Here is an 18,406-nt window from a genome sequence, read left to right as displayed (position 1 = left end):
CTGTAGGAAATTAATATAATGAATTTATCAAAAAGCGAAGGGTTTTCAACCCTTATAATTTTTATCTTGGCAGCTGCACTGATGAGCGCTTCTCAAAGTGTAGTTACAACAGGTTTAACTGACATTATGAAAGATTTTGCAATAAACTCAACAACTGCCCAATGGGTTTATTCAGCATTTTTATTGGTTTTAGGAGTGATGATTCCAACATCCGCTTACATTACCAAGCGTTTTACCGTAAAAACAATCCTATCATCATCTCTGCTTTTATTCATCATAGGATGTTTTGTAGCTTATTTTGCACCTAACATATTTGTATTGGTAATTGCACGTGTAATCCAGGCTATCGGATGTGGTATTCTGCTTCCTGTAACTCAGATTGTTCTCTTTAAGGTAATTCCAAAGGAAAAATGGCAGATATTCATGGGTCTTTTCGGTTTGATCATTGGAATCGCACCTGCATTGGCACCTACCCTTGGTGGAATAATCATCGATTCATTAAGCTGGAGGGCCATTTTCATCGTATTTGCAATAATCACCATAGTAATCCTTGCTGCAGGAATAATCGTTGCAAACATCAACTTCGAAACCGAGGAATATCCTCTTGACGGTTTCTCACTTTTCCTTTGTGTTGTTGCATGTGTCGGAATCATGCTCGGATTTACCAACATCGCACAGTTCGGTTCTGACTTCTTATATGTGATATTGCCAATAATCGTAGGTGTAGTTGCATTGTTCTTCTTTGTAAAAAGACAATTGAAGATTAAGAAACCATTGCTTAACTTAAAACCACTTAAAAACAAGTATTTCGTATTCGGGACCTTGTTTTCAGCTATCTTGTACTTTACAATGTGCGGAATTAATGTTATGATTCCTTTATTTGTTCAAAGCGTTGCATACCATACAGCTACTGAGGCAGGTATTGTCTTGCTTCCTGGAACAATCATTATGATCATATTTAACTTTGTAGGTCCTGTATTGGCTACCAGAATAGGAGTAAGGAAAGTATTGATCCTTTCATGTATATTCACATTTGTAGGGTTCATATCAATGATGACCTATAACATCCAGACAGACATCACATATATGATTGTCACACAGGTCATCAGATGTATCGGTGCAGGTTTAGGATTGATGCCTTGTGTAACCTGGACAATCAGTGTGGTTTCCAACGATGTTGAGGACGCTACTGCCATCAACAACACAATCAGACAGATTATCGGTTCCATTGGGGCTGCGATGGCTGTTGTATTCATGGCAATCCTTGCAGGAGGAAACGTTGCACACAACATGATTTCAGTCTCTGCATTTTCATCAACCTCATTGATAATGGCAATATTGACCTTGATCTCATTGGCCATCGTTATCCTTTATATCAAATCAAAAGAGGATGGTGTTGGAGAGTAAGCTCTCCATTATTTTTTTTAAATTGTTGATTGTTGTATCTGGCAACATTCCCATATAATTTCAAATGATCAAATCATCAAGCTGTTTTATAAAAAAGACAACAGGAAAATAACTTTATATACTAAGAAGATGTAATAAGACTTGTTATAGAAGTAGAGGTGAAAAAAATGAAAAAAGGATTACTACCTGCCGTAGTATCATTCTTCTTTCCAGGAATGGGACAGGCAATAACAGAAGGAAGATCCACATGGAAATGGGTTTTGATTTTTATTATTTTCATAATAGTAAGAAATATAGTTGGAAACTTTGAGTTCTTCTACACAAAATCAATCCATGGAGCAGTAATACTGTCAGTCATAATCAGTATTATATTTGCATATGATGCATATTACGGTAAAATTAAATTGTAAACAATTTAAATACTATAATAATAAAAATAAAGATTAATTGAATTTAAAGGAGGTTCATAATGCAACCAGGAATTATACCAGCTATTATCTCATTCTTCTTCCCGGGATTAGGTCAGGCAATAACCACTGGCAGACCAACATGGAAATGGATTGGTATCTTCATTATTATAATCATTGTAGACTATTTGTTGCAATGTGGAAACATTTCATGGCTTGGAATCATATTCAACATAGTTCTTGCATACGATGCATACGCAGATAAAATCCAACTTTAAATATAAAAAAAACATTCTTATTTTTATTTTTTTTAGAAAAATCATGACTCTTTTTTTTAAAATCAGCTAGTTTTAATGGAATCTATGGAAAAGAACATCGAAATCAGCAGCTATCACATCTTCTTTATCAGGCAAATCCATATATCCCAACGGCGGAATCAATTGACATCATCATTCATAATTGACATGTTTATAAAAACGCATAATCAAAAATTAAAGCCTTGATTTTTCAAGGAAATGCTGCAGAAATCTAAAATCCTCCCAAAATATCCCATATTCTGAAAAAAGGATTTTAATACTGTACCTTTTCTATTTGATTCAAAATGTCCACATATATAAGTTCAAATGACAAACCATATAGGTATGAAACTATGGAACCCTGTGGCATTTTTCATCAGCTTGATTATGAGCTTGTTAATGCCCCTAATATTTGCAACCTCTATGGGAATGCCAATTGAAATATGTCTTTTATACTGGCCTTTGCGCTGGCTAGTAGCATATATGATTGTTACAATATTTGCAAGACCAGCAAGCCTAAAACTTGCCAAAAAAATATTTGGTTTTGAAGCAGGCTAAACAAAAACAATATTTGAAAACCTAACAACAATTTAAATAACTTTTCAGATATAATAAATATTATGGCATGGGATTTTATTTATAAAAACAAGCGTTGTTTGGGAATTTTTTTCATTTTTATTGATATCATTCTATTTTTATCAAATCATTTAAACAGCTATGATCTGATTTTGATTATTGCGCCAATCCTATTATGCGTTCTAAAGGAAAATAAGGCATTAGGAATAATATTCATCATATTATCCTCCATTTATGTCATTATGAACATATACGGCATCATATCAGCCGACCAGATGATAATAGTAAACGATTACGGGGCTAATAATTTCTACAACGAAATGGTTTTTGAACTGCAGATCAGCTATCTTATTAAAGCCATCTATGGTACCATATGTCTTATTTCAAGTTATATGCTGTTTTGGGTTAAAAGATAATTCAATGATTAATCTATTTGAGCAGAATCAATTTCCCGCCGCATTTGCCGCACCTGTAATGATCAGGGTTCTTCACGAGCTTGCTGCACCTTTTTCTAGCATATGTGCAGCCACAGCTTTCGCATCTGATGACGTATTTCGGCCTTATCAGGTCAATATCGATTTCAATCCTCTGATGGTCCCTGCTTTTTACCCTTTTTATGTCATATCCAAGCTCACTGTTTACTTTCAATGCCAGCTCCTTCCATCTTCCCTTGTGGGTCATGCAATCCCTGCAGCTATGGAGAAGCTCATGGATTATGGTATTTTTAAGGGCCTTTTCAGGAGTTCCCTCATCCAGCAAAATCTTATTGATTGAAATCCTATACCCTGCAATGTTTCCATTTCCATCCAGTTGAGGAGCACAAGACCCCCATCTCTTTTTAGCTCTTGAATTGACTTCCAATGATGTAATTCTTCCTGGAAAAATGCCAATGCCGTTCAATTCATCAATGCAATCGATAGTGTACTTTTTCAAATCTCTCATAAGTTGACTCCCTGATCTGTTTCTAGATATGTCTGTCATAGCTATTATTACTTTACAAATGCTCTTGGAATTATTAGATTTATATTGATATATAAAATATAAACCAGATAGGTGATTTTTTTGAATCTGGAAGAAGTCAAAAACGTTTTTTCGAAATGTTTCAGGGAACAGCAATCCTGCAAGATAGCCATAAAATTAAAATCAGGAACCCAGTACGAGACATATGCAGGAAACTGCATCATAAAAGATGAACGGATAAGATTCCCAATAAAAGATGAAAAAACAAAAGTTTATCATAATGTGGATATTGATTCAATCCAACATATAAGAGCATATACCAATGATTGGAGCCTATGCAAAAGACTATTAAGATTTAAACATGGAATCTCAATGATTCCCGAAATATGGGGTGCAATTAAATGAAAAAAGAGTTTATAGATGAATGTAACAGATACTTTAGAAACTATTCCTACAACGGACACAGGATAATTGAAGACCTGACCAATGAAATACAATACCTATTTGACAAATCATACATTGTAGATGTCATAATGGATAATGGACAGATTTTATTTGGAATAAACAAGGATTTGACACTAGTTGACGTAGGAGTAATTAAATCATTTGTTCCATGCGAATACTTTAAGGAAATAAATGGATTTCTAATAGATCCCATAAAAGTAAAAAGTAAAATGGGAGAAGCTGAAAGCTGATAACATAATGGGCTTAAATTATGTTTCTCCCAAAGACATCTAAAAAAACGTAGAAGCCGAACCTCCTCCATCACCATCATCAGTAGACTTACCATTTAATTTAGCGATTATCTTTTTAGCTAATCCCTCTTTGGTTTTATCACAGCACCAATCACATCTACCATTGGATTCTTTACATATTTGGTCAAAAGTCTTACTTGAATATTTGGACTTAAAACTGCCCGAACCATTCCAATCATGCTCATTAGTTACCTTTTTAAATACGTCGTATGTTTGAGTGTGCCATAACCATCCTTGTCCTGCAAAAATAATTCTATCGAACTTGTAAAACCCACTTGCAATGGACTCGGAGAAATCTCCTGCAGTAACCTGCCCTACACCATTGATTAACATAACACATGTAGTGCCGTTACTTGAAGATTTTCTACCCCATTGCTGACAATAATTAGGGCCTACTGGTATTATCTCTACTGTGAATCCTACTTCTTCAAGTTTCTTACCAATATATTCTTGAGTTTTCTTATCTTCTGATGGATTGTTCCTATCACAACCTAAGATTATATTTTTACCCATACTATCACTTTTCTATTTTTCATCTTTAACTCGATTAAGACTAGCTATTAAGTCTTCTGCTTTTTCTCGTGATTTAAAATATCCAAAAAATAATTCATCACCCCATACCTCAAATGGTGGTGATTCTCCTTTAATTTTGTAAATCATAGATAATCAGTAAATTTTAAAATAAGTTAATAACAAAGTAATAATCATGAACAATAAACAATTAGCGTTAATAATGATAGCTATTATTGCAGGTTGTTGCATAATAGCAGGAGCAATAATCTTCTCAAATAATAATGTTGAACCTGCAAATACAACTGTTGTCAATAATACTACAAATATAACAGAAAATGTAACTGAGGATGTGGTAGAAGAACCACAGCAAACTACAAACTCAAAAAGTAGTGCAAGTGGCTCAGATAGTAAATATGTCTATTATAATGGGGAAAAAATTGATACAACAAAACCAGGTCAGTTTCAAGGATGTAGTCAAGAAGAAGTTGATAATTACCATCCAGAACTTTAACTTTGACCTTGTTGGGCATAAGCACTAACTGACCATTTACAATTATTCCACACTGCTCTAAGATTAGGTCGGCTTGGAGCAGGGTCGGAATCTACCCATTCTCCACTTATTTTGTATTGAACCCATAGATGACCACTTCCACCACAACTAGAATTATGAACTATTCTGCATGTAATCTTTGCAACCTTGGACATTTGATATGCTGGTCTTGAACGGTCTGCACAGTTACTCCATTTTTGTTTTATCACTTGTTCTGGTGAATATGTATAATTAGAATAAACTGGTGAGGGATATGGTATATTTTTTTACTCCAAACCATTATCTTCTTTAAGTTTTCTTATGATTTCATCAACTTCCTTTTTCGTATAAGTTACTTAAATTATGTTTCTCCCAAGACATCTAAAAAAACAATGTAATACTTTAAAAAATTTATAGGAAATCCTCAAAATCATTATAATCATATCTATGAATTCCAGATAAGGACAATTCTATAAATAATTCTTTTTTATAATTGTAGATTTCATCAGCAGAATGCTTTTTTGTATTTTTTTGATCTAACTCATGTTGTTTTTTGAATTCTTTAGAAGTTTCTATCATGGAAGGCTTGCATCTTCCAAATATTCTTTTCATTTTTTCGTAATGCTCGAAATCGCCCTTTTCTAAAAAACTAGCCAAATCTGTTTTAATTTTTTTCTCCAAATCCTCCTCAAAATTAGGATTTAGATAAAATTCCTCATCCTTTTTAAGCTTTTCTTTATATTCTATGTATGCATATTCATTTACTCTTTTCAAAAATTCTTCAACTTCTTTTCTTTCTTCTAAATTTAACTCATTTAAAATTTTTGAAACAGCAAAAGTAGCGTCTCCATAGCCCCTAGTCATAATAGAATCGAATAATATCATAATGCCCTCCCCAAATTAATTAATTCAATATTCCAATCTGATAAATAATGATTAAAAATGTTAATAAGTTCACCAGTATCAAATTTGTCAAATAATTCGTATTGTTTCTTAATTAACATCAAATCCCCTTTTTCTTTGGTAATTTTATTTATCCGTATCAATTCTTTAATTTCATACTTTAAATCATAAAATTCATGGAACTTCTGTTTAATCTCAAAATCGAGGAAACTTAAATTATGTTTCTCCCAAGACATCTAAAAAAACCCTTCTTATTTTTCCTTAAAAATACTCTTTAAAGGCTTTTCCATCCCCCTCTAAAAAGTATTATTAGGAACACGATTTTTATTACTAAAATGGGGGTGTTTTCCTAAATTCACCATCCCAAATAAAAAGCGTCAAATTCAATTCCATATAATAAAAATTTTACAATGTTTTCTACTTGAATATCTATTATTTCCAAATAATTCAATTTTCTATTGTCATAATGGATATTTGAATATAATTTATCTAATATATTGCCGGCCAGTAATTTCCTAGTTTCTAAATTTAATGCATTGTTTCTTTTATCAATTTGGTTTTCAGTTAATTTACCTTTATTGACAAGTTTTAAAACGGTTTTGTCGACTATTTGTTGTCTAAATTCTTCTATTATATCAAAAGTTAGGCTTGCTCTTCTATTTCTATCGGCATGTAAAAATCCACAATAGGGATCCAGTCTTTTTCTAATAATGCTTTGAGTTATCTGTGAGGCCAATATTGCATATCCATAATTTAGAGCGGAATTCACTACATCATTTATCGGTTTTTGATTTCTGTTTTTGAAATTGATTTTTTCTGGAAGGATTAATGATATTGCATTCCAATATTCGGCTGAGGATTTTCCTTCAATTCCCATTATCTTATTTTTTATGTTTGAATCTTCCAACTTTAGTTTCTCCAAGTCCTTAATTGATCTGTTGATTGCATACTCCTTTTCTTTAACTTTTGGAATTTTTTTATTTTTGTTTAGGGTCCTTAATGTGGCTTTTTGATTTTTGAGTTTTGACAGAATAAACTTTTTAGCCAATATGGCTCCCTTCTGATTATCGCTACATTTGTACTGTTCTTTCTTTAATGTGATGTCTCCATTTGGAGATGTTATTATATATTCGATTTGACCGAAGTAGTTGATTCCGATTACTGGAATGTCTTTTTTTGATATAAGGGATATTGCGTCGAATGATATTTTTCCCTTTCCAGATATTGTAATGTCTGTGACTTTCCTTGCACTTATCCTATATATTTCTTCGCCTTTTTGTTTAATCAATATCTGATTGTCTTTTTTATGGATTGTTTTTCCATATCCGTCAATTATTAATTTCATAGTATTTTATATTGCTCCTCATCAAATTCTATGTTTTGGCCAATGATTTCAACCTTATCAATGCAATTTTTACAAATTGGTGTTACTATAATGGTATCGTTTTCATTGAAATTTTGTTTGATTTCATTTCTTAATATTTCCAACTCATTATTTGATAGTTCACCAATGTAAGTAGTTGAATTAATTTGCCTGAAAGCATTATAATCCAATAGTTTTTTGAGTTTGGAAATATCTTTCTTGAACTTGACATTGAAAATTATCAGCACTTTCATAATATCTCAAAAAAGTAAAAATGGAAAAACTACTCGTCAGTTCTTCCAATGATTCTTGCAGGTGATCCCACAGCAATTGAATTGTCCGGAATGTCCTTGTTCACCAGGCTTCCTGTTCCAATAACCACATTGTTCCCTATGGTAACTCCAGGTAGAATTGTGGAACGTCCACCAATCCAGCATTTGCGGCCTATCTTTACTGGACGTGTAAAATTGGTAAAGGTATATTTGCCGTCTTCCCCCATCACTATCCTGTCATCTGTCCTTACCGGATGATTAGCTGTATATACATGGACTCCCGGACCGAACATGGTATAGTCACCTATTTCAATCACGTCAGGGTCCAGAAATACCGCATCAACATTGATAAAAACGCCTTTTCCTATTTTTATGTTATATCCGAGATTGCATGAAACCGGGAGAAGTATTTGGGAGTCCTCTCCGAACTCTCCGAAAAGCTCATCGATTATCGCTGCAATCCTTTCCTTTTGTGACGGCGGCGTGTGGTTCAGTTCGTAAACAAGTTCGCTGGTCCTTTGCCAGTCATCATCAGATGGAAGGCCCAAATCGCTCAGCGGCCCTAATATCAGTTCTTCATCATCATATTTCATGTTATCACCTTACAGCTTAATTCCAAAGGCTTCCAAACCATGGTTTATCATTGAGAAGAAGCCGTTGTAGTCCTTGTTGTGAATGTTTGTAATAAGGTCAAGGGACCTGTCCTCAACTTCCCTCATATATGACTCGTTGTGATAGTCTATTGTGGAGAAGTGATGTATCTGCATTGCATAGTTTGTGTCTTCCCTTTCAAATACGTAGTTTACTCCAATATGCTGCCAATGGGTATCTGTATCCAATGTAGGGTTGCTGTATATCTCCTTGGAGATGTTGTTTCCCCCATAGTCAACAAGAGACTTGTTCAATATCTTGTAATTGCCCGATTCCATGGTCCTGAAACGATTTTCAGAAATTGAAGTTATCTTGTTTTCGGGCCAATCCTCCCAAACGTCCACAATAACGTAATTGTTTGTGAAAGACAGGTTAGACCTTGAATTTGACATGTTGAACTCCTCAGTCAGATTCCAGGCCTCAGGAACTATAATCCTCGTATGGCCATCTTCCTTTGTCTTGTCAAAGTGCAATGATAAAAAGCTGTTGATTGCTCCCATATTGGCTGCAACATATATTACTCCAATGACAACAACCACCATGATTAACTTATCCTTATTCTTTATAGTACAACCTCCTATTCCTCCAATAGAATGTCAGGATCGCATTCGCTTATCTTGTGCTCGGTCTTGTCCCAGGTTCTTTCCTTTCTTGTAAACATGCTGTACATTGTCTTGAAGAACAGCGGAATCAAGTGATAGCAGTACATCCAATAGCCTATAAGATCCTTTATGAATGAAATCACATTTGTCTTGTCCCTTGTCAATGAAATGATAAGCGGCGGGAAGAATGCAAATGCAGAAATCAAACCGATTATTAACGGCGCATCCATTCTTATGAATGTTGGCTGATGTAATACGAACCATGCTATTATGTTAACTATGAATATGACGAATCCTGTGAAAATGAACAGGTTAAATGCATAAAATGAAATGTGGTCGATGATTCCCAGTTTTTTCAGCGGAGATATCTTTGACCTTAAAATCACAGGAGTGTAAATGAAGAGAGCTTCAAAGTTACCGGATGCCCATCTGGTCCTCTGCTTGAAAAGGGCCTTCCAGGTATTTACAGCTTCCTGATAGATTGCAGCCTCACCACAGAACCTGATTCTCTTTCCTTCAATCAGCATCTTGATACTTAGGTTCAAATCCTCAGTAACTGCAAAACCGTCCCATTTTCCTACATCCTCAATGGTCTGCCTTTTAACGAACTGTCCGTTACCTCCAAGGAAACCGTTGAAGCCCATAATGTCACGAGCCCTCAATGTATTTGCAAAGCAGCTGAATTCAACATGCTGCATTCTGGTAACGAAGTTCTCGTCCTTGTTGAACATTTTTACCCTTGACTGAACACCTTCCACTGTAGGGTCGTTCAAGTAAGGGACGATCTTGTCCAGGAAATCTGGATGAACCCTTGTATCCGCATCAAATACACCGATGATTTCTCCTTTGGAGAGATTGAAAGCGTCGTTCAGTACAAAACCCTTACCCTTACCGGATTGAGGTGGCTTTCTTGTAACGATTCTTAAAACGTCAATTTCATCCTTCAATCCTTTAAGAATCTCACCTGTCCTGTCGGTTGAACCGTCGTTGCACACAATAAGCTCGAAGTTCTTTTTGCCGTTGTGTGTATAGTCGATGTCTCCGATGCAGCGAACGGTTCCTTCGATTGAATACTCTTCATTGTGTGCAGGAATGATGATGCTTACGAATGGAGGCTCTTCAAACGGTTCAGGCTCCTTAATCTTCTTGAGACTTACAAATGCAATGATTAGCATAAGAACGGATGGGATGAATATGATCCACTGCAGGAATGTTATGTTGAATGTGACTATTCCTGTAACAATCAAGGTAACTGAAAGGAACAGAAGGAGGAATGATTCAACCTTCTCGATAATCAGTTCCTGGTTCTTCTCGTCAATATTGCTTTTGGCATCCAGAATAAGCTGGTGATTCTTCGTATGTTCAATCAAAACAACATAGATTGTCTGTTCCACTTCCATATTGGTGAAAGGCTTGAAGATGAAGTTGTATGAATAGTTAAACAGCTCATCAGGAATGTCCTTATTGAGATCAACGATAAGAAGTGTCGGAATGTTAAAGAGAACAATCTCATCCAAGAAAGTGGTTACGTCAACGTCGGAATCTATGTCAAGCAATATCAAATCAACGTCATTGTTCTTGATATAGTCGGATGCCTTGCTTTCTTCGCTGAAATTGACCACATCGGCACCCATCTCATCCATTATCCTGTTCAGCCTTTCCTCATCTTCATCATTATTTGTTAAAAGCAAAATCAAAGGAGATATTTCCTTTCCCTTAAGGGAACTTACATCAAAATTGTATCTTTTCTCCTTAACTGTATATTCTGACCTTGCAATGTCTTCGATTAGGGCTGTATCGTCCTCTGCAGGTTCTTCCTCTTCATCCTTCAAAGGCTCTTCCACTATCTCGGCTTCGACCTTGGTGACTTCCTTAGACTCTTCGGCCTTTTCGGTTTCTCCCCCTTCATCCTTTACAATGTCTGGCCTGTTCTTTTCCATTGCGGAAATGATTTCAGATTCAAATGACTCGGGATCAAATCCGAAATCGTCATCTATCTTTTCCTTGTCATCATTAAGGGATTTCTCTTCAATCTCACCTTCAGAATCCTCTTCACTTTCCTCTTCCTTGATTGATTCGCTTAGCTTGTGGGAGATTATTCTCAGTTTTCCATCAATATCAAGATCAGTGGTATTGTCGGTCAGGTTAAGTATAATGTCGTCTATTTTGGATTCTATGTCTGTAAACTTGGTTTCAACTTCACTGGCACTTACAAGGTCGACGTCATCACCGACTATGCTGATGACCATGTCAATCTTGGACTCCAATTCATTGAGTCTGTTAATTGTAAGTGTATCGCTAACAGGCTCCTTTCCGACATTTGCTAGATTAGAGGCTATCTCATCAAGTTTGGTTTCTAGAACATCAATCCTTTCGTTTGAAACAACATTGTCAAGCTTGTTCTCAAGAACATCAATCCTTTCGTTTGAAACAACATTGTCAAGCTTGTTCTCAAGAACATCAAATCTCTCATTGGAAACCTGATTCTTGGCAATTTCACCTAATTTTAAAACCAAATCATCCAATCTGGATTCTATTTTTTCCAATTCGTCCAAATCGATTTCTCTTGATTCCTTCTTGACTGCCAAAAGGATGTTGTCCAGTTTTGAATTGAAGTGCTTTAGCTTATCCCCATCTATCCTTGAATCGTGATTTATGGAATTGGCCTCATCCACAGCCTCCATCACTGAATTTAGTTTGGAAATTATTGTTTCGAAATCCTGATGGTTCAAGGTCTCCTTCAATATCTCTTCCAATTTGCTGTTGATATTGTCAAAGTCAAATGAATTGTCAAGCTTGGATGAGATTTCGCTTAGCTTGGAGTCGTCATTCAAGATTGTTAGAACATCATCAACCTTGGAATCAACGTCTTCAATCTGTGCATTGTTTTCCATTTTGGCCAATATCTCATCTATCTTGTCGAAATCTATTTCCTTAGGTTTTTCGCTTATCTCAGCCAATACCTTATCGACTTTAACGTCAAGATTGTTGAGTCTACGATTATTGCCTATTAAATCCATCGCATCGTCAAGCTTGGAATCTATTTTTTCAATGCCTGAATCTGCCTTAATCTCATCTAGCTTTGAATTGATTTCCTTTAGATAGTCATCATTTTTGACTGAGAGGATAATTTCATCCAGCTTGGAATCAATGTCTGAATTGCTCTTGTTCAATATGTCAAGGATGTCATTGACCTTGGTTTCTGTCTCTTTGGATTTTATGTTGTCCAGTTTGGTATGAATCTTATTCAAATCCTTTTTATGAACCAACGTATCATTTATTGTTTCCAGCTTGGAAGTGGTTTTAGGTATATCGTCAAGGCTGGAAATTATGGAATTGAGGTTGGAATTGATTTCATCCAACTTCAAGTTATCAAAATCAGCCAGTATGTCGTTGAATTGCTTTTTTATTGAATTGAACTCATGAATATTGTCAATGTTGGAAAATTCCTTAAATGCTGTAAAAAGATAATCCAGCTTATCATTGATGATGTCAATCTTGGATTCATGCTGGAAGCTGTCGATCTTGTCTGAAATGTCATCGATTTTAGAATCGTCCTCCAGTGTCTTGATAATGCTGTCAAGTTTTGAATTGATGTCTGAAATTGCAGCCCTGTTATGGTTCTTCTTAACAATAGTGTTAATCTTGTCAAGCTTTGAGTGGAACTCCTCAATGTTCGTATCGTCAATCCTTTCCTGCTTGAAGTTGTTTTCAGGTCTGTTAAGCTTAACGATAATATCATTTAACTTTGATTCAAGAGCATGCAAATCATTTCTGTCATCAAGCTTGTCTGAAATTTCATTTAGCTTTGATTCGTCATTCAACAATGATGCAATGCTATCAATCTTTGAATGAATCGCACCTATTTCCCCGTCATAGCTTGGTGCGGAATCCTCTATCTTCAACAGGACATCGTCCAGCCTGGAATTCAGGTTACTGAAATCCGAACTGTAATCTGAGACAACGTTGTCTGTTTTTAATTCAACCCTTGCGTATTCAGGACTTTCTTGCTCTTTTGCTTCATCCCTTGTCCTGGATTTTTCGATTATGTAATCTAGCTTTGAATTTAAATCCTTGCCCTTGTATGAATCTGATTTTGATTCTTTTTTAGATTTGTTGATAATTGAATCTAATTTACTGTAGATATCCTCATTACTCATTTTCAATCTTACTTTTTAATGAATCCATGTGCTAGATTAACTTTCTGCGCATCAATTTTAGAACGGTGTATGGTTAACTTAATTATATTTTTGAGCTTTATTATATTATAAGGTTTTGTAAGATAACCATATGTCCCTTCCTCATTTGCTTCAAAGAAAGTTTCATCATCTGTGTTTGCAGTCAAATAGATAATTGGAATGGAAAACTTGATTATCTGTGCTGCAGCTTCGATACCTGTCATGTCCCCCTTAAGGTTGATATCCATAAGAACCACATCAGGCCTTTCCTCAACGGCTACTGTAACAGCATCATGACCATTGTCAACAGTGTCCACAACCTCATAACCCAATTCTTCTAAACTTAATTTTAAATCTAATGCAGTAATTGCTTCATCTTCTACAATAAGAACTTTATTTGCCATCTAATCACCATTTATCGGGAATTTAATTCTGAAATTAGTTCCTTCACCAGGGAGCTGTTCAATTTCACCATCCAATTGTTTTACGAATGAATTGATAATTGTCCATCCCAGTCCTCCTGATCTGTTAATGTCAAATCCTTCTGGAAGACCTTTACCATTATCCCCATACTCAACAATACAGGTGTCCCCATCACATTTTATTGTTTTTCTAATTATGTTGGCTTTTCCATTGTTTTCATAATCAAATGCATATTTAATTGAATTTGAAACGAATTCGTTAATTATCAAAATCAGCGGTGTAACCTTATTTGATGAAATGTCAATGTCATCTATCTCATTTTTGATTATGAAATGCTCATCAGAGTATATTCCATATACATCCTTATCAAAAATCTCAAAATAATCCTTAAGATTGACCGATTCCATATCCATATTTCCATATGTCATCTCATGAACCAGAGCAATTGACTTCAATCTCTTTTTGGTGGATTTTAAGATCTCTTCAGGCTCATTTTTGTAAAACCTCTCTTCAAGATTCAATAGGCTGCTTAAAACCTGAAGATTGTTTTTAACCCTGTGATGAACTTCTTTTAATAGAATGGACTTTTCCTGATTTAATCTTTTAAGATGCTTTTCATATTCCTTAACTTCGGTAATGTCCTCAACATATCCTGATATATCGTTGTTGTCGTCTCTGAAAAGATAATATCTGATTATCTTAATATTGTTGGGGTCTCCATTAAACTTATATTTCAAAAGTAAATTAACCTCGTCTGTTTCATGATTGGTCAATCTTTCAATTTCCCTTTCAAGCTTTGAGCTGTCAACAAGGTTTTCAATAAATATCTTTCTTCCGCTTTCAGACCATTCGGCGGCAGGAATTCCTAAAATGTCTTCAATCACATTGCTTGGCTTGAACTTTCCTTTTCCGTTTCCATAGATGACTGCGGTTTTCAAATGGGATGAAACTGCATTGAACGCATTTATGAGCCTTATGTAATTGCTTTCGACAGTTCCCTTTGTAATGTCATATACTTGCATGGAACTGCTAATAATTTCATTGTTGCCGTCGTAGATATTTTTAAGAATGATATTGATGTCCTTAATATTGCCTTTCATGGTCTTGATTCTAACTTTGAAGTTTTGGAGAGGGTTTAGCTTGTTCAGGGAATTGAAAGCCTCCTCATATATTTCACGATCCTCTTCAAGAACAAGGTCTTCAATGATGTTGTAATCTGACTTATAGTTAAATGTGGATGATTCAACGATGTTTCTAATGTTGGATGTCCACATATATTCCCCATGAATGTTGAAGTAATAGATAGCTCCCCTGCTCAGGGTTTGAATTGCATGAAGGTTGTTGTTCAGTTCCTTCAGACTTGCGGCAGTCAAATCATAATCTGTGATGTCCTTTACAAAATAGAATATGTTTTCCAGTTCCTCATTTTTATCAAAAAGACCGAAAATGAAGCATCTAAAGGTTTTCACCTCATGTTTTGGTGTCAATACTTTGAAGTTCAATGTGGCCTGCGAATTGTTAACAGTTATGCTTTTTGTTTTATCGATCAAATATGAAATGTCGTTTTCAAACAGCAAATCTTTTACTAAACTTTTAAAATCAGAATAATCGTCTTTTTTTAATTCAAACAAGGAGTATACTTCATCAGGAACATTGAATGTGTTATTTTTCTTATTTTCAATAATCACCAAAGATTCTTTATTATTAATGCTTTTAATGTAATAGTCAATAATATGATCCTCATCAAAGTAATCAAAATCAAAATCTAAAGTATCTTCAGTAGGTGTTATGTTGGAATGTAAAAATAGGATCTCTCCGTTTTCATATAATAAAACGGAATCGATAATGAATTTCAACATGTTGTTTTTATAAAAATAAAACTTTAAATTAACCTTTTTTCCAGTCTCATAGGCCTCTCTCATGTAAGGATAAACGACATCCTTAAAATCGGGAAAAATATCTCCATAATACCTATCCTTAAAGTTCAGATTGGTGTACTTATAGGTCAGATTTTTGTTTATTTCACTGATATGTTTAACTAAAAACTCTTTTCCATTGTTAACCGGTTCTATAACATCAACATCAACATTCATTGCACTAATAAGTAACGGGTTGTTAAGAGGTTTGGATTCCTTAACCTTATCAGAATTTCTGTAAAAATTTAATGAATCGTAATCTTCTACGACAATTTTTCCTTTTTCTAATTCTTTTACTTGCATATTAAGTCACTTATAAGTTTTTAACTTCCTCAATGATGTTTTTGATTTCGTTTATATTGAATGGCTTGGTAATAACATAAGGGAATTCCTCACGATTCAGTAAGTCATTGTTTGCAGTACTGAATATGATTGGAATGTCATAGTTATCCCTTATTATGTTGGCTGTTTCAATACCATTCTTGTTTCCTTTTATGTTAATGTCCATTAAAACACAATCGATATCATTATTTTCGACAATGTCAATAGCATCGTCACCCCTATCTGCAGTAAATACTACAAAACCGTTGTCTTCAAGTTCTATCTTAATATCCAATTGAATTATCAATTCATCTTCCACAACTAATATATTCATTTAAACACACCTTACCTGTTAATTGGAAATGTAAATCTAAATCCAATTCCATCACTTTCAATTTCCTCCAAAGTACCGTCCAACTGACTAATCAATGAAATGATAATGGTCCAACCAAGACCATTGGAATGGTAAATATCATAATCCTCAGGAAGACCAACACCATTATCCTTATATTCGACAATACAATTGCCATCCTCTATTCTAATGGATTTGGATATGATGTTCTCATCATTGTCATTTTCATCGTTGAATGCATATTTAATGGAGTTAGACATGAATTCATTAATAATAAGGACCAAGGGAGTCATAATTTCTGTACTGAAATTAATGTCCTCAGAAATATCATTCTTCATCTTAATATGATTGTCATCATAAACAAAGCCCATCTCCTCATCATAAATATCAAAATACTTTTTAATGTTTACAGTTTCTAAAATATGAGAATTATAAGTCAGTTCATGGATTAAAGCCATTGATTTGATTCTCTTTTTAGTTGCATCAATAATCTCGTTTGGAGCATCCTCATAAAACCTCTCTTCAAGATTCAATAGACTGCTTAAAACCTGGAGATTGTTTTTAACACGATGGTGAATCTCCTTAATAAGCATGGATTTCTGGTTATTCAAAATCTTAAGTTCCATTTCAGTGTCCTTAATAGTTGAAATATCCCTGATATAACCGCTAATAGTATTGTTCTTACGTTTCAGGAAATATTCAAAAATTCTAATATCGTCGTCATAGCCATCGAATTTATAGTACAACAATAAATGAATCTGATCAAGTTCATAATCCATGAACTTTTCATAATAGCTTAAATAGGTGTTTTTATTGATTAAATTCTCGATAAACTGTTCCCTACCACCGGAACTCCAGTTTCTATAAACCCCTATAACGTGGTTAAACATTTTACTTACTTTAAGCTTACCTGCATAATTCTCATAGATCAATCCTGTTTTAAGATTATAATCAACGGAATTAAAAGTGTTGATTAGATTGCTTAAATCGGTTTGGATATTCTCCATGTCACTAACATCATAAACCTGCATATTTCTATATTCAAAATTGCCTTCACTATCATATACGTTCTTTATAAATATGTTAAGGTATTTTAAAATCCCCAAACGAGAAATGATTCTGATTTTGAAGTTTGCAGTAGGAGATTCAATACTCAATGAATCAATGAATTTCTCCAAAATTTCCCTGTCCTCTTCAAGTACAAGCTCATTGATAATATCCTTGTTGTGAATTGCCTCCCTGTTGGGACAGTCAACGATATTGCATATATTGGAGGACCACTGATATTTGCCGTTAGCATTCTTATAGTAGAATGCTGACCTGCTTGACCTTTCCAAAATCTCCAAATTTTCAGTTAAAATGTTAAGATTGTCTTTAATGATCTTATTTTCAGTCTTATCAGTAAAGAAATAAAATACCTTCTTCAGATAATCATTGTTGTCGTAAATAGCGAAAAGATTGCAATGAATATATTTCAAATTATTTTTTTGGGTTAAAATTCTAAAATCATAATCGATAACGGGATTTTCAGGAGTTATCTCCTTATAGAGCTCCCTTACTTTTAACAAATCCTCTTTTACAATAAACTCTTTGATAAGATTTCTGTTTGAAAAATCCTCAGTGTTATCAATATCCAGCAACTCTAAAATCTTATTTGACCAGCTGTACTTTTGAGCCTCAACGTTATAGGAAACAACATAGTTGTCTGTATCGGTACCTATATAATCCTCAATAATACTGGTTTCATCATACAGATACTGATAATTCCTTATTTCTTCCATATTGGAACATTCACCTATTCTGGATATAACCATCAATTCATCGTTTTCATAGATTATATCCACCTCAATCAAATCGCTGAAATTTCCCTTCTTAAATAGGTAAACATTAAGGTTAACGTCTTCATGAGTCTCATAAACCTTTTTAAGGCTTTGTTGAAACCCTTTGTCGATGTGTAAATTTTGTTATTTGCATATGATTAT

22 protein-coding genes are annotated in these 18,406 nt (G+C 34.4%); 8 read left to right on the top strand and 14 right to left on the bottom strand.

All coding sequences use genetic code 11. The annotated features are described in order from the left end of the window. Positions 1-18: 18 nt before the first annotated feature. From Q4P18_RS07805 to Q4P18_RS07785, 5 genes are all read left to right on the top strand, one after another. Positions 19-1,407, top strand: coding sequence for an MFS transporter (locus Q4P18_RS07805; protein ID WP_303337579.1), 1,389 nt, complete (start codon positions 19-21; stop codon positions 1,405-1,407). Positions 1,408-1,574: 167 nt separating this feature from the next. Further along, positions 1,575-1,817 carry a hypothetical protein gene (locus tag Q4P18_RS07800; RefSeq protein ID WP_303337577.1) on the top strand — a complete coding sequence of 81 codons (243 nt, stop codon included), beginning with the start codon at positions 1,575-1,577 and terminating at the stop codon, positions 1,815-1,817. A gap of 59 nt (positions 1,818-1,876) precedes the next feature. Continuing rightward, complete coding sequence (locus Q4P18_RS07795; protein WP_303337575.1) at positions 1,877-2,092, top strand: hypothetical protein; 216 nt, start codon at positions 1,877-1,879, stop codon at positions 2,090-2,092. Positions 2,093-2,437: 345 nt separating this feature from the next. Then, positions 2,438-2,668 carry a hypothetical protein gene (locus Q4P18_RS07790; RefSeq protein ID WP_303337573.1) on the top strand — a complete coding sequence of 77 codons (231 nt, stop codon included), beginning with the start codon at positions 2,438-2,440 and terminating at the stop codon, positions 2,666-2,668. A gap of 62 nt (positions 2,669-2,730) precedes the next feature. Then, positions 2,731-3,102: a hypothetical protein gene (locus tag Q4P18_RS07785; protein WP_303337571.1), complete on the top strand. Its 372-nt coding sequence runs from the start codon at positions 2,731-2,733 to the stop codon at positions 3,100-3,102. Positions 3,103-3,115: 13 nt separating this feature from the next. On the opposite strand, the gene Q4P18_RS07780 is transcribed toward Q4P18_RS07785, so the two are convergent. After that, on the bottom strand, positions 3,116-3,628 hold the full coding sequence (locus Q4P18_RS07780) for a SprT-like domain-containing protein (protein ID WP_303337569.1): 513 nt from the start codon (positions 3,626-3,628) through the stop codon (positions 3,116-3,118). 120 nt (positions 3,629-3,748) lie between these two features. Between Q4P18_RS07780 and Q4P18_RS07775 the strand changes: the two genes are divergently transcribed. Continuing rightward, positions 3,749-4,051, top strand: a complete 303-nt coding sequence (locus Q4P18_RS07775) for a hypothetical protein (RefSeq protein ID WP_303337567.1) — start codon at positions 3,749-3,751, stop codon at positions 4,049-4,051. Continuing rightward, a complete protein-coding gene (locus Q4P18_RS07770) occupies positions 4,048-4,341 on the top strand; it encodes a hypothetical protein (protein WP_303337565.1) in 294 nt (97 codons plus the stop codon). Before Q4P18_RS07775 ends, Q4P18_RS07770 begins: the two co-directional genes overlap by 4 nt. A 39-nt stretch (positions 4,342-4,380) precedes the next feature. Here Q4P18_RS07770 and Q4P18_RS07765 read toward each other — a convergent pair whose 3' ends face one another. After that, positions 4,381-4,914: a hypothetical protein gene (locus tag Q4P18_RS07765; protein ID WP_303337562.1), complete on the bottom strand. Its 534-nt coding sequence runs from the start codon at positions 4,912-4,914 to the stop codon at positions 4,381-4,383. Positions 4,915-5,107: 193 nt separating this feature from the next. On the opposite strand from Q4P18_RS07765, the gene Q4P18_RS07760 reads away from it, so the two are divergent. Continuing rightward, positions 5,108-5,425 (top strand): hypothetical protein, encoded by a 318-nt coding sequence (locus Q4P18_RS07760; protein ID WP_303337560.1) that lies wholly within the window; start codon positions 5,108-5,110, stop codon positions 5,423-5,425. Here the strand turns inward: Q4P18_RS07760 and Q4P18_RS07755 are convergent. The 12 genes from Q4P18_RS07755 to Q4P18_RS07700 all read right to left on the bottom strand — a co-directional run bounded on the left by Q4P18_RS07755 (position 5,422) and on the right by Q4P18_RS07700 (position 18,268). Continuing rightward, entirely contained in the window at positions 5,422-5,724 is a 303-nt protein-coding gene (locus tag Q4P18_RS07755) for a transglutaminase domain-containing protein (RefSeq protein WP_303337655.1), read from the bottom strand. The genes Q4P18_RS07760 and Q4P18_RS07755 overlap by 4 nt on opposite strands. A 130-nt stretch (positions 5,725-5,854) precedes the next feature. After that, positions 5,855-6,328, bottom strand: a complete 474-nt coding sequence (locus Q4P18_RS07750; protein WP_303337558.1) for a hypothetical protein — start codon at positions 6,326-6,328, stop codon at positions 5,855-5,857. Beyond that, positions 6,325-6,582, bottom strand: coding sequence for a hypothetical protein (locus Q4P18_RS07745; protein WP_303337556.1), 258 nt, complete (start codon positions 6,580-6,582; stop codon positions 6,325-6,327). The genes Q4P18_RS07750 and Q4P18_RS07745 overlap by 4 nt, the downstream gene beginning before the upstream one ends. Before the next feature lie 119 nt (positions 6,583-6,701). Continuing rightward, a complete protein-coding gene (gene cas1 / locus Q4P18_RS07740; protein WP_303337553.1) occupies positions 6,702-7,691 on the bottom strand; it encodes a CRISPR-associated endonuclease Cas1 in 990 nt (329 codons plus the stop codon). Then, the gene (gene cas2 / locus Q4P18_RS07735; RefSeq protein ID WP_303337551.1) at positions 7,688-7,963 is read right to left on the bottom strand and encodes a CRISPR-associated endonuclease Cas2; all 276 of its coding nucleotides are present in this window, start codon (positions 7,961-7,963) and stop codon (positions 7,688-7,690) included. The genes cas1 and cas2 overlap by 4 nt, the downstream gene beginning before the upstream one ends. Positions 7,964-7,992: 29 nt before the next feature. After that, a complete protein-coding gene (locus tag Q4P18_RS07730) occupies positions 7,993-8,574 on the bottom strand; it encodes a sugar O-acetyltransferase (protein WP_303337548.1) in 582 nt (193 codons plus the stop codon). A gap of 9 nt (positions 8,575-8,583) precedes the next feature. Then, positions 8,584-9,174, bottom strand: a complete 591-nt coding sequence (locus Q4P18_RS07725; protein WP_303337546.1) for a hypothetical protein — start codon at positions 9,172-9,174, stop codon at positions 8,584-8,586. A 35-nt stretch (positions 9,175-9,209) separates the two neighbouring features. Further along, the gene (locus tag Q4P18_RS07720; RefSeq protein WP_303337544.1) at positions 9,210-13,394 is read right to left on the bottom strand and encodes a glycosyltransferase; all 4,185 of its coding nucleotides are present in this window, start codon (positions 13,392-13,394) and stop codon (positions 9,210-9,212) included. Between the two features lie 8 nt (positions 13,395-13,402). After that, positions 13,403-13,816: a response regulator gene (locus tag Q4P18_RS07715; protein WP_303337542.1), complete on the bottom strand. Its 414-nt coding sequence runs from the start codon at positions 13,814-13,816 to the stop codon at positions 13,403-13,405. Then, positions 13,817-16,054: a sensor histidine kinase gene (locus Q4P18_RS07710; protein WP_303337540.1), complete on the bottom strand. Its 2,238-nt coding sequence runs from the start codon at positions 16,052-16,054 to the stop codon at positions 13,817-13,819. Positions 16,055-16,064: 10 nt separating this feature from the next. Then, positions 16,065-16,406 carry a response regulator gene (locus Q4P18_RS07705; protein ID WP_303337538.1) on the bottom strand — a complete coding sequence of 114 codons (342 nt, stop codon included), beginning with the start codon at positions 16,404-16,406 and terminating at the stop codon, positions 16,065-16,067. 11 nt (positions 16,407-16,417) lie between these two features. After that, positions 16,418-18,268, bottom strand: a complete 1,851-nt coding sequence (locus Q4P18_RS07700; protein ID WP_303337653.1) for a sensor histidine kinase — start codon at positions 18,266-18,268, stop codon at positions 16,418-16,420. Positions 18,269-18,406 lie beyond the last annotated feature (138 nt).

The organism is Methanobrevibacter sp. (assembly GCF_030539665.1).
Lineage (GTDB): Archaea > Methanobacteriota > Methanobacteria > Methanobacteriales > Methanobacteriaceae > Methanocatella.
Note: the sequence above shows the minus strand (reverse complement) of the source record. Positions and strands in the feature narration are given on the sequence as shown.

Coding starts and splice junctions, on each gene's coding strand:
- Q4P18_RS07805 (WP_303337579.1), top strand. CDS start 19: ATGAATTTATCAAAAAGCGAAGGGTTTTCAACCCTTATAATTTTTATC.
- Q4P18_RS07800 (WP_303337577.1), top strand. CDS start 1,575: ATGAAAAAAGGATTACTACCTGCCGTAGTATCATTCTTCTTTCCAGGA.
- Q4P18_RS07795 (WP_303337575.1), top strand. CDS start 1,877: ATGCAACCAGGAATTATACCAGCTATTATCTCATTCTTCTTCCCGGGA.
- Q4P18_RS07790 (WP_303337573.1), top strand. CDS start 2,438: ATGACAAACCATATAGGTATGAAACTATGGAACCCTGTGGCATTTTTC.
- Q4P18_RS07785 (WP_303337571.1), top strand. CDS start 2,731: ATGGCATGGGATTTTATTTATAAAAACAAGCGTTGTTTGGGAATTTTT.
- Q4P18_RS07780 (WP_303337569.1), bottom strand. CDS start 3,628: ATGAGAGATTTGAAAAAGTACACTATCGATTGCATTGATGAATTGAAC.
- Q4P18_RS07770 (WP_303337565.1), top strand. CDS start 4,048: ATGAAAAAAGAGTTTATAGATGAATGTAACAGATACTTTAGAAACTAT.
- Q4P18_RS07765 (WP_303337562.1), bottom strand. CDS start 4,914: ATGGGTAAAAATATAATCTTAGGTTGTGATAGGAACAATCCATCAGAA.
- Q4P18_RS07760 (WP_303337560.1), top strand. CDS start 5,108: ATGAACAATAAACAATTAGCGTTAATAATGATAGCTATTATTGCAGGT.
- Q4P18_RS07750 (WP_303337558.1), bottom strand. CDS start 6,328: ATGATATTATTCGATTCTATTATGACTAGGGGCTATGGAGACGCTACT.
- Q4P18_RS07745 (WP_303337556.1), bottom strand. CDS start 6,582: ATGTCTTGGGAGAAACATAATTTAAGTTTCCTCGATTTTGAGATTAAA.
- cas1 (WP_303337553.1), bottom strand. CDS start 7,691: ATGAAATTAATAATTGACGGATATGGAAAAACAATCCATAAAAAAGAC.
- cas2 (WP_303337551.1), bottom strand. CDS start 7,963: ATGAAAGTGCTGATAATTTTCAATGTCAAGTTCAAGAAAGATATTTCC.
- Q4P18_RS07730 (WP_303337548.1), bottom strand. CDS start 8,574: ATGAAATATGATGATGAAGAACTGATATTAGGGCCGCTGAGCGATTTG.
- Q4P18_RS07725 (WP_303337546.1), bottom strand. CDS start 9,174: ATGGTGGTTGTTGTCATTGGAGTAATATATGTTGCAGCCAATATGGGA.
- Q4P18_RS07720 (WP_303337544.1), bottom strand. CDS start 13,394: ATGAGTAATGAGGATATCTACAGTAAATTAGATTCAATTATCAACAAA.
- Q4P18_RS07715 (WP_303337542.1), bottom strand. CDS start 13,816: ATGGCAAATAAAGTTCTTATTGTAGAAGATGAAGCAATTACTGCATTA.
- Q4P18_RS07710 (WP_303337540.1), bottom strand. CDS start 16,054: ATGCAAGTAAAAGAATTAGAAAAAGGAAAAATTGTCGTAGAAGATTAC.
- Q4P18_RS07705 (WP_303337538.1), bottom strand. CDS start 16,406: ATGAATATATTAGTTGTGGAAGATGAATTGATAATTCAATTGGATATT.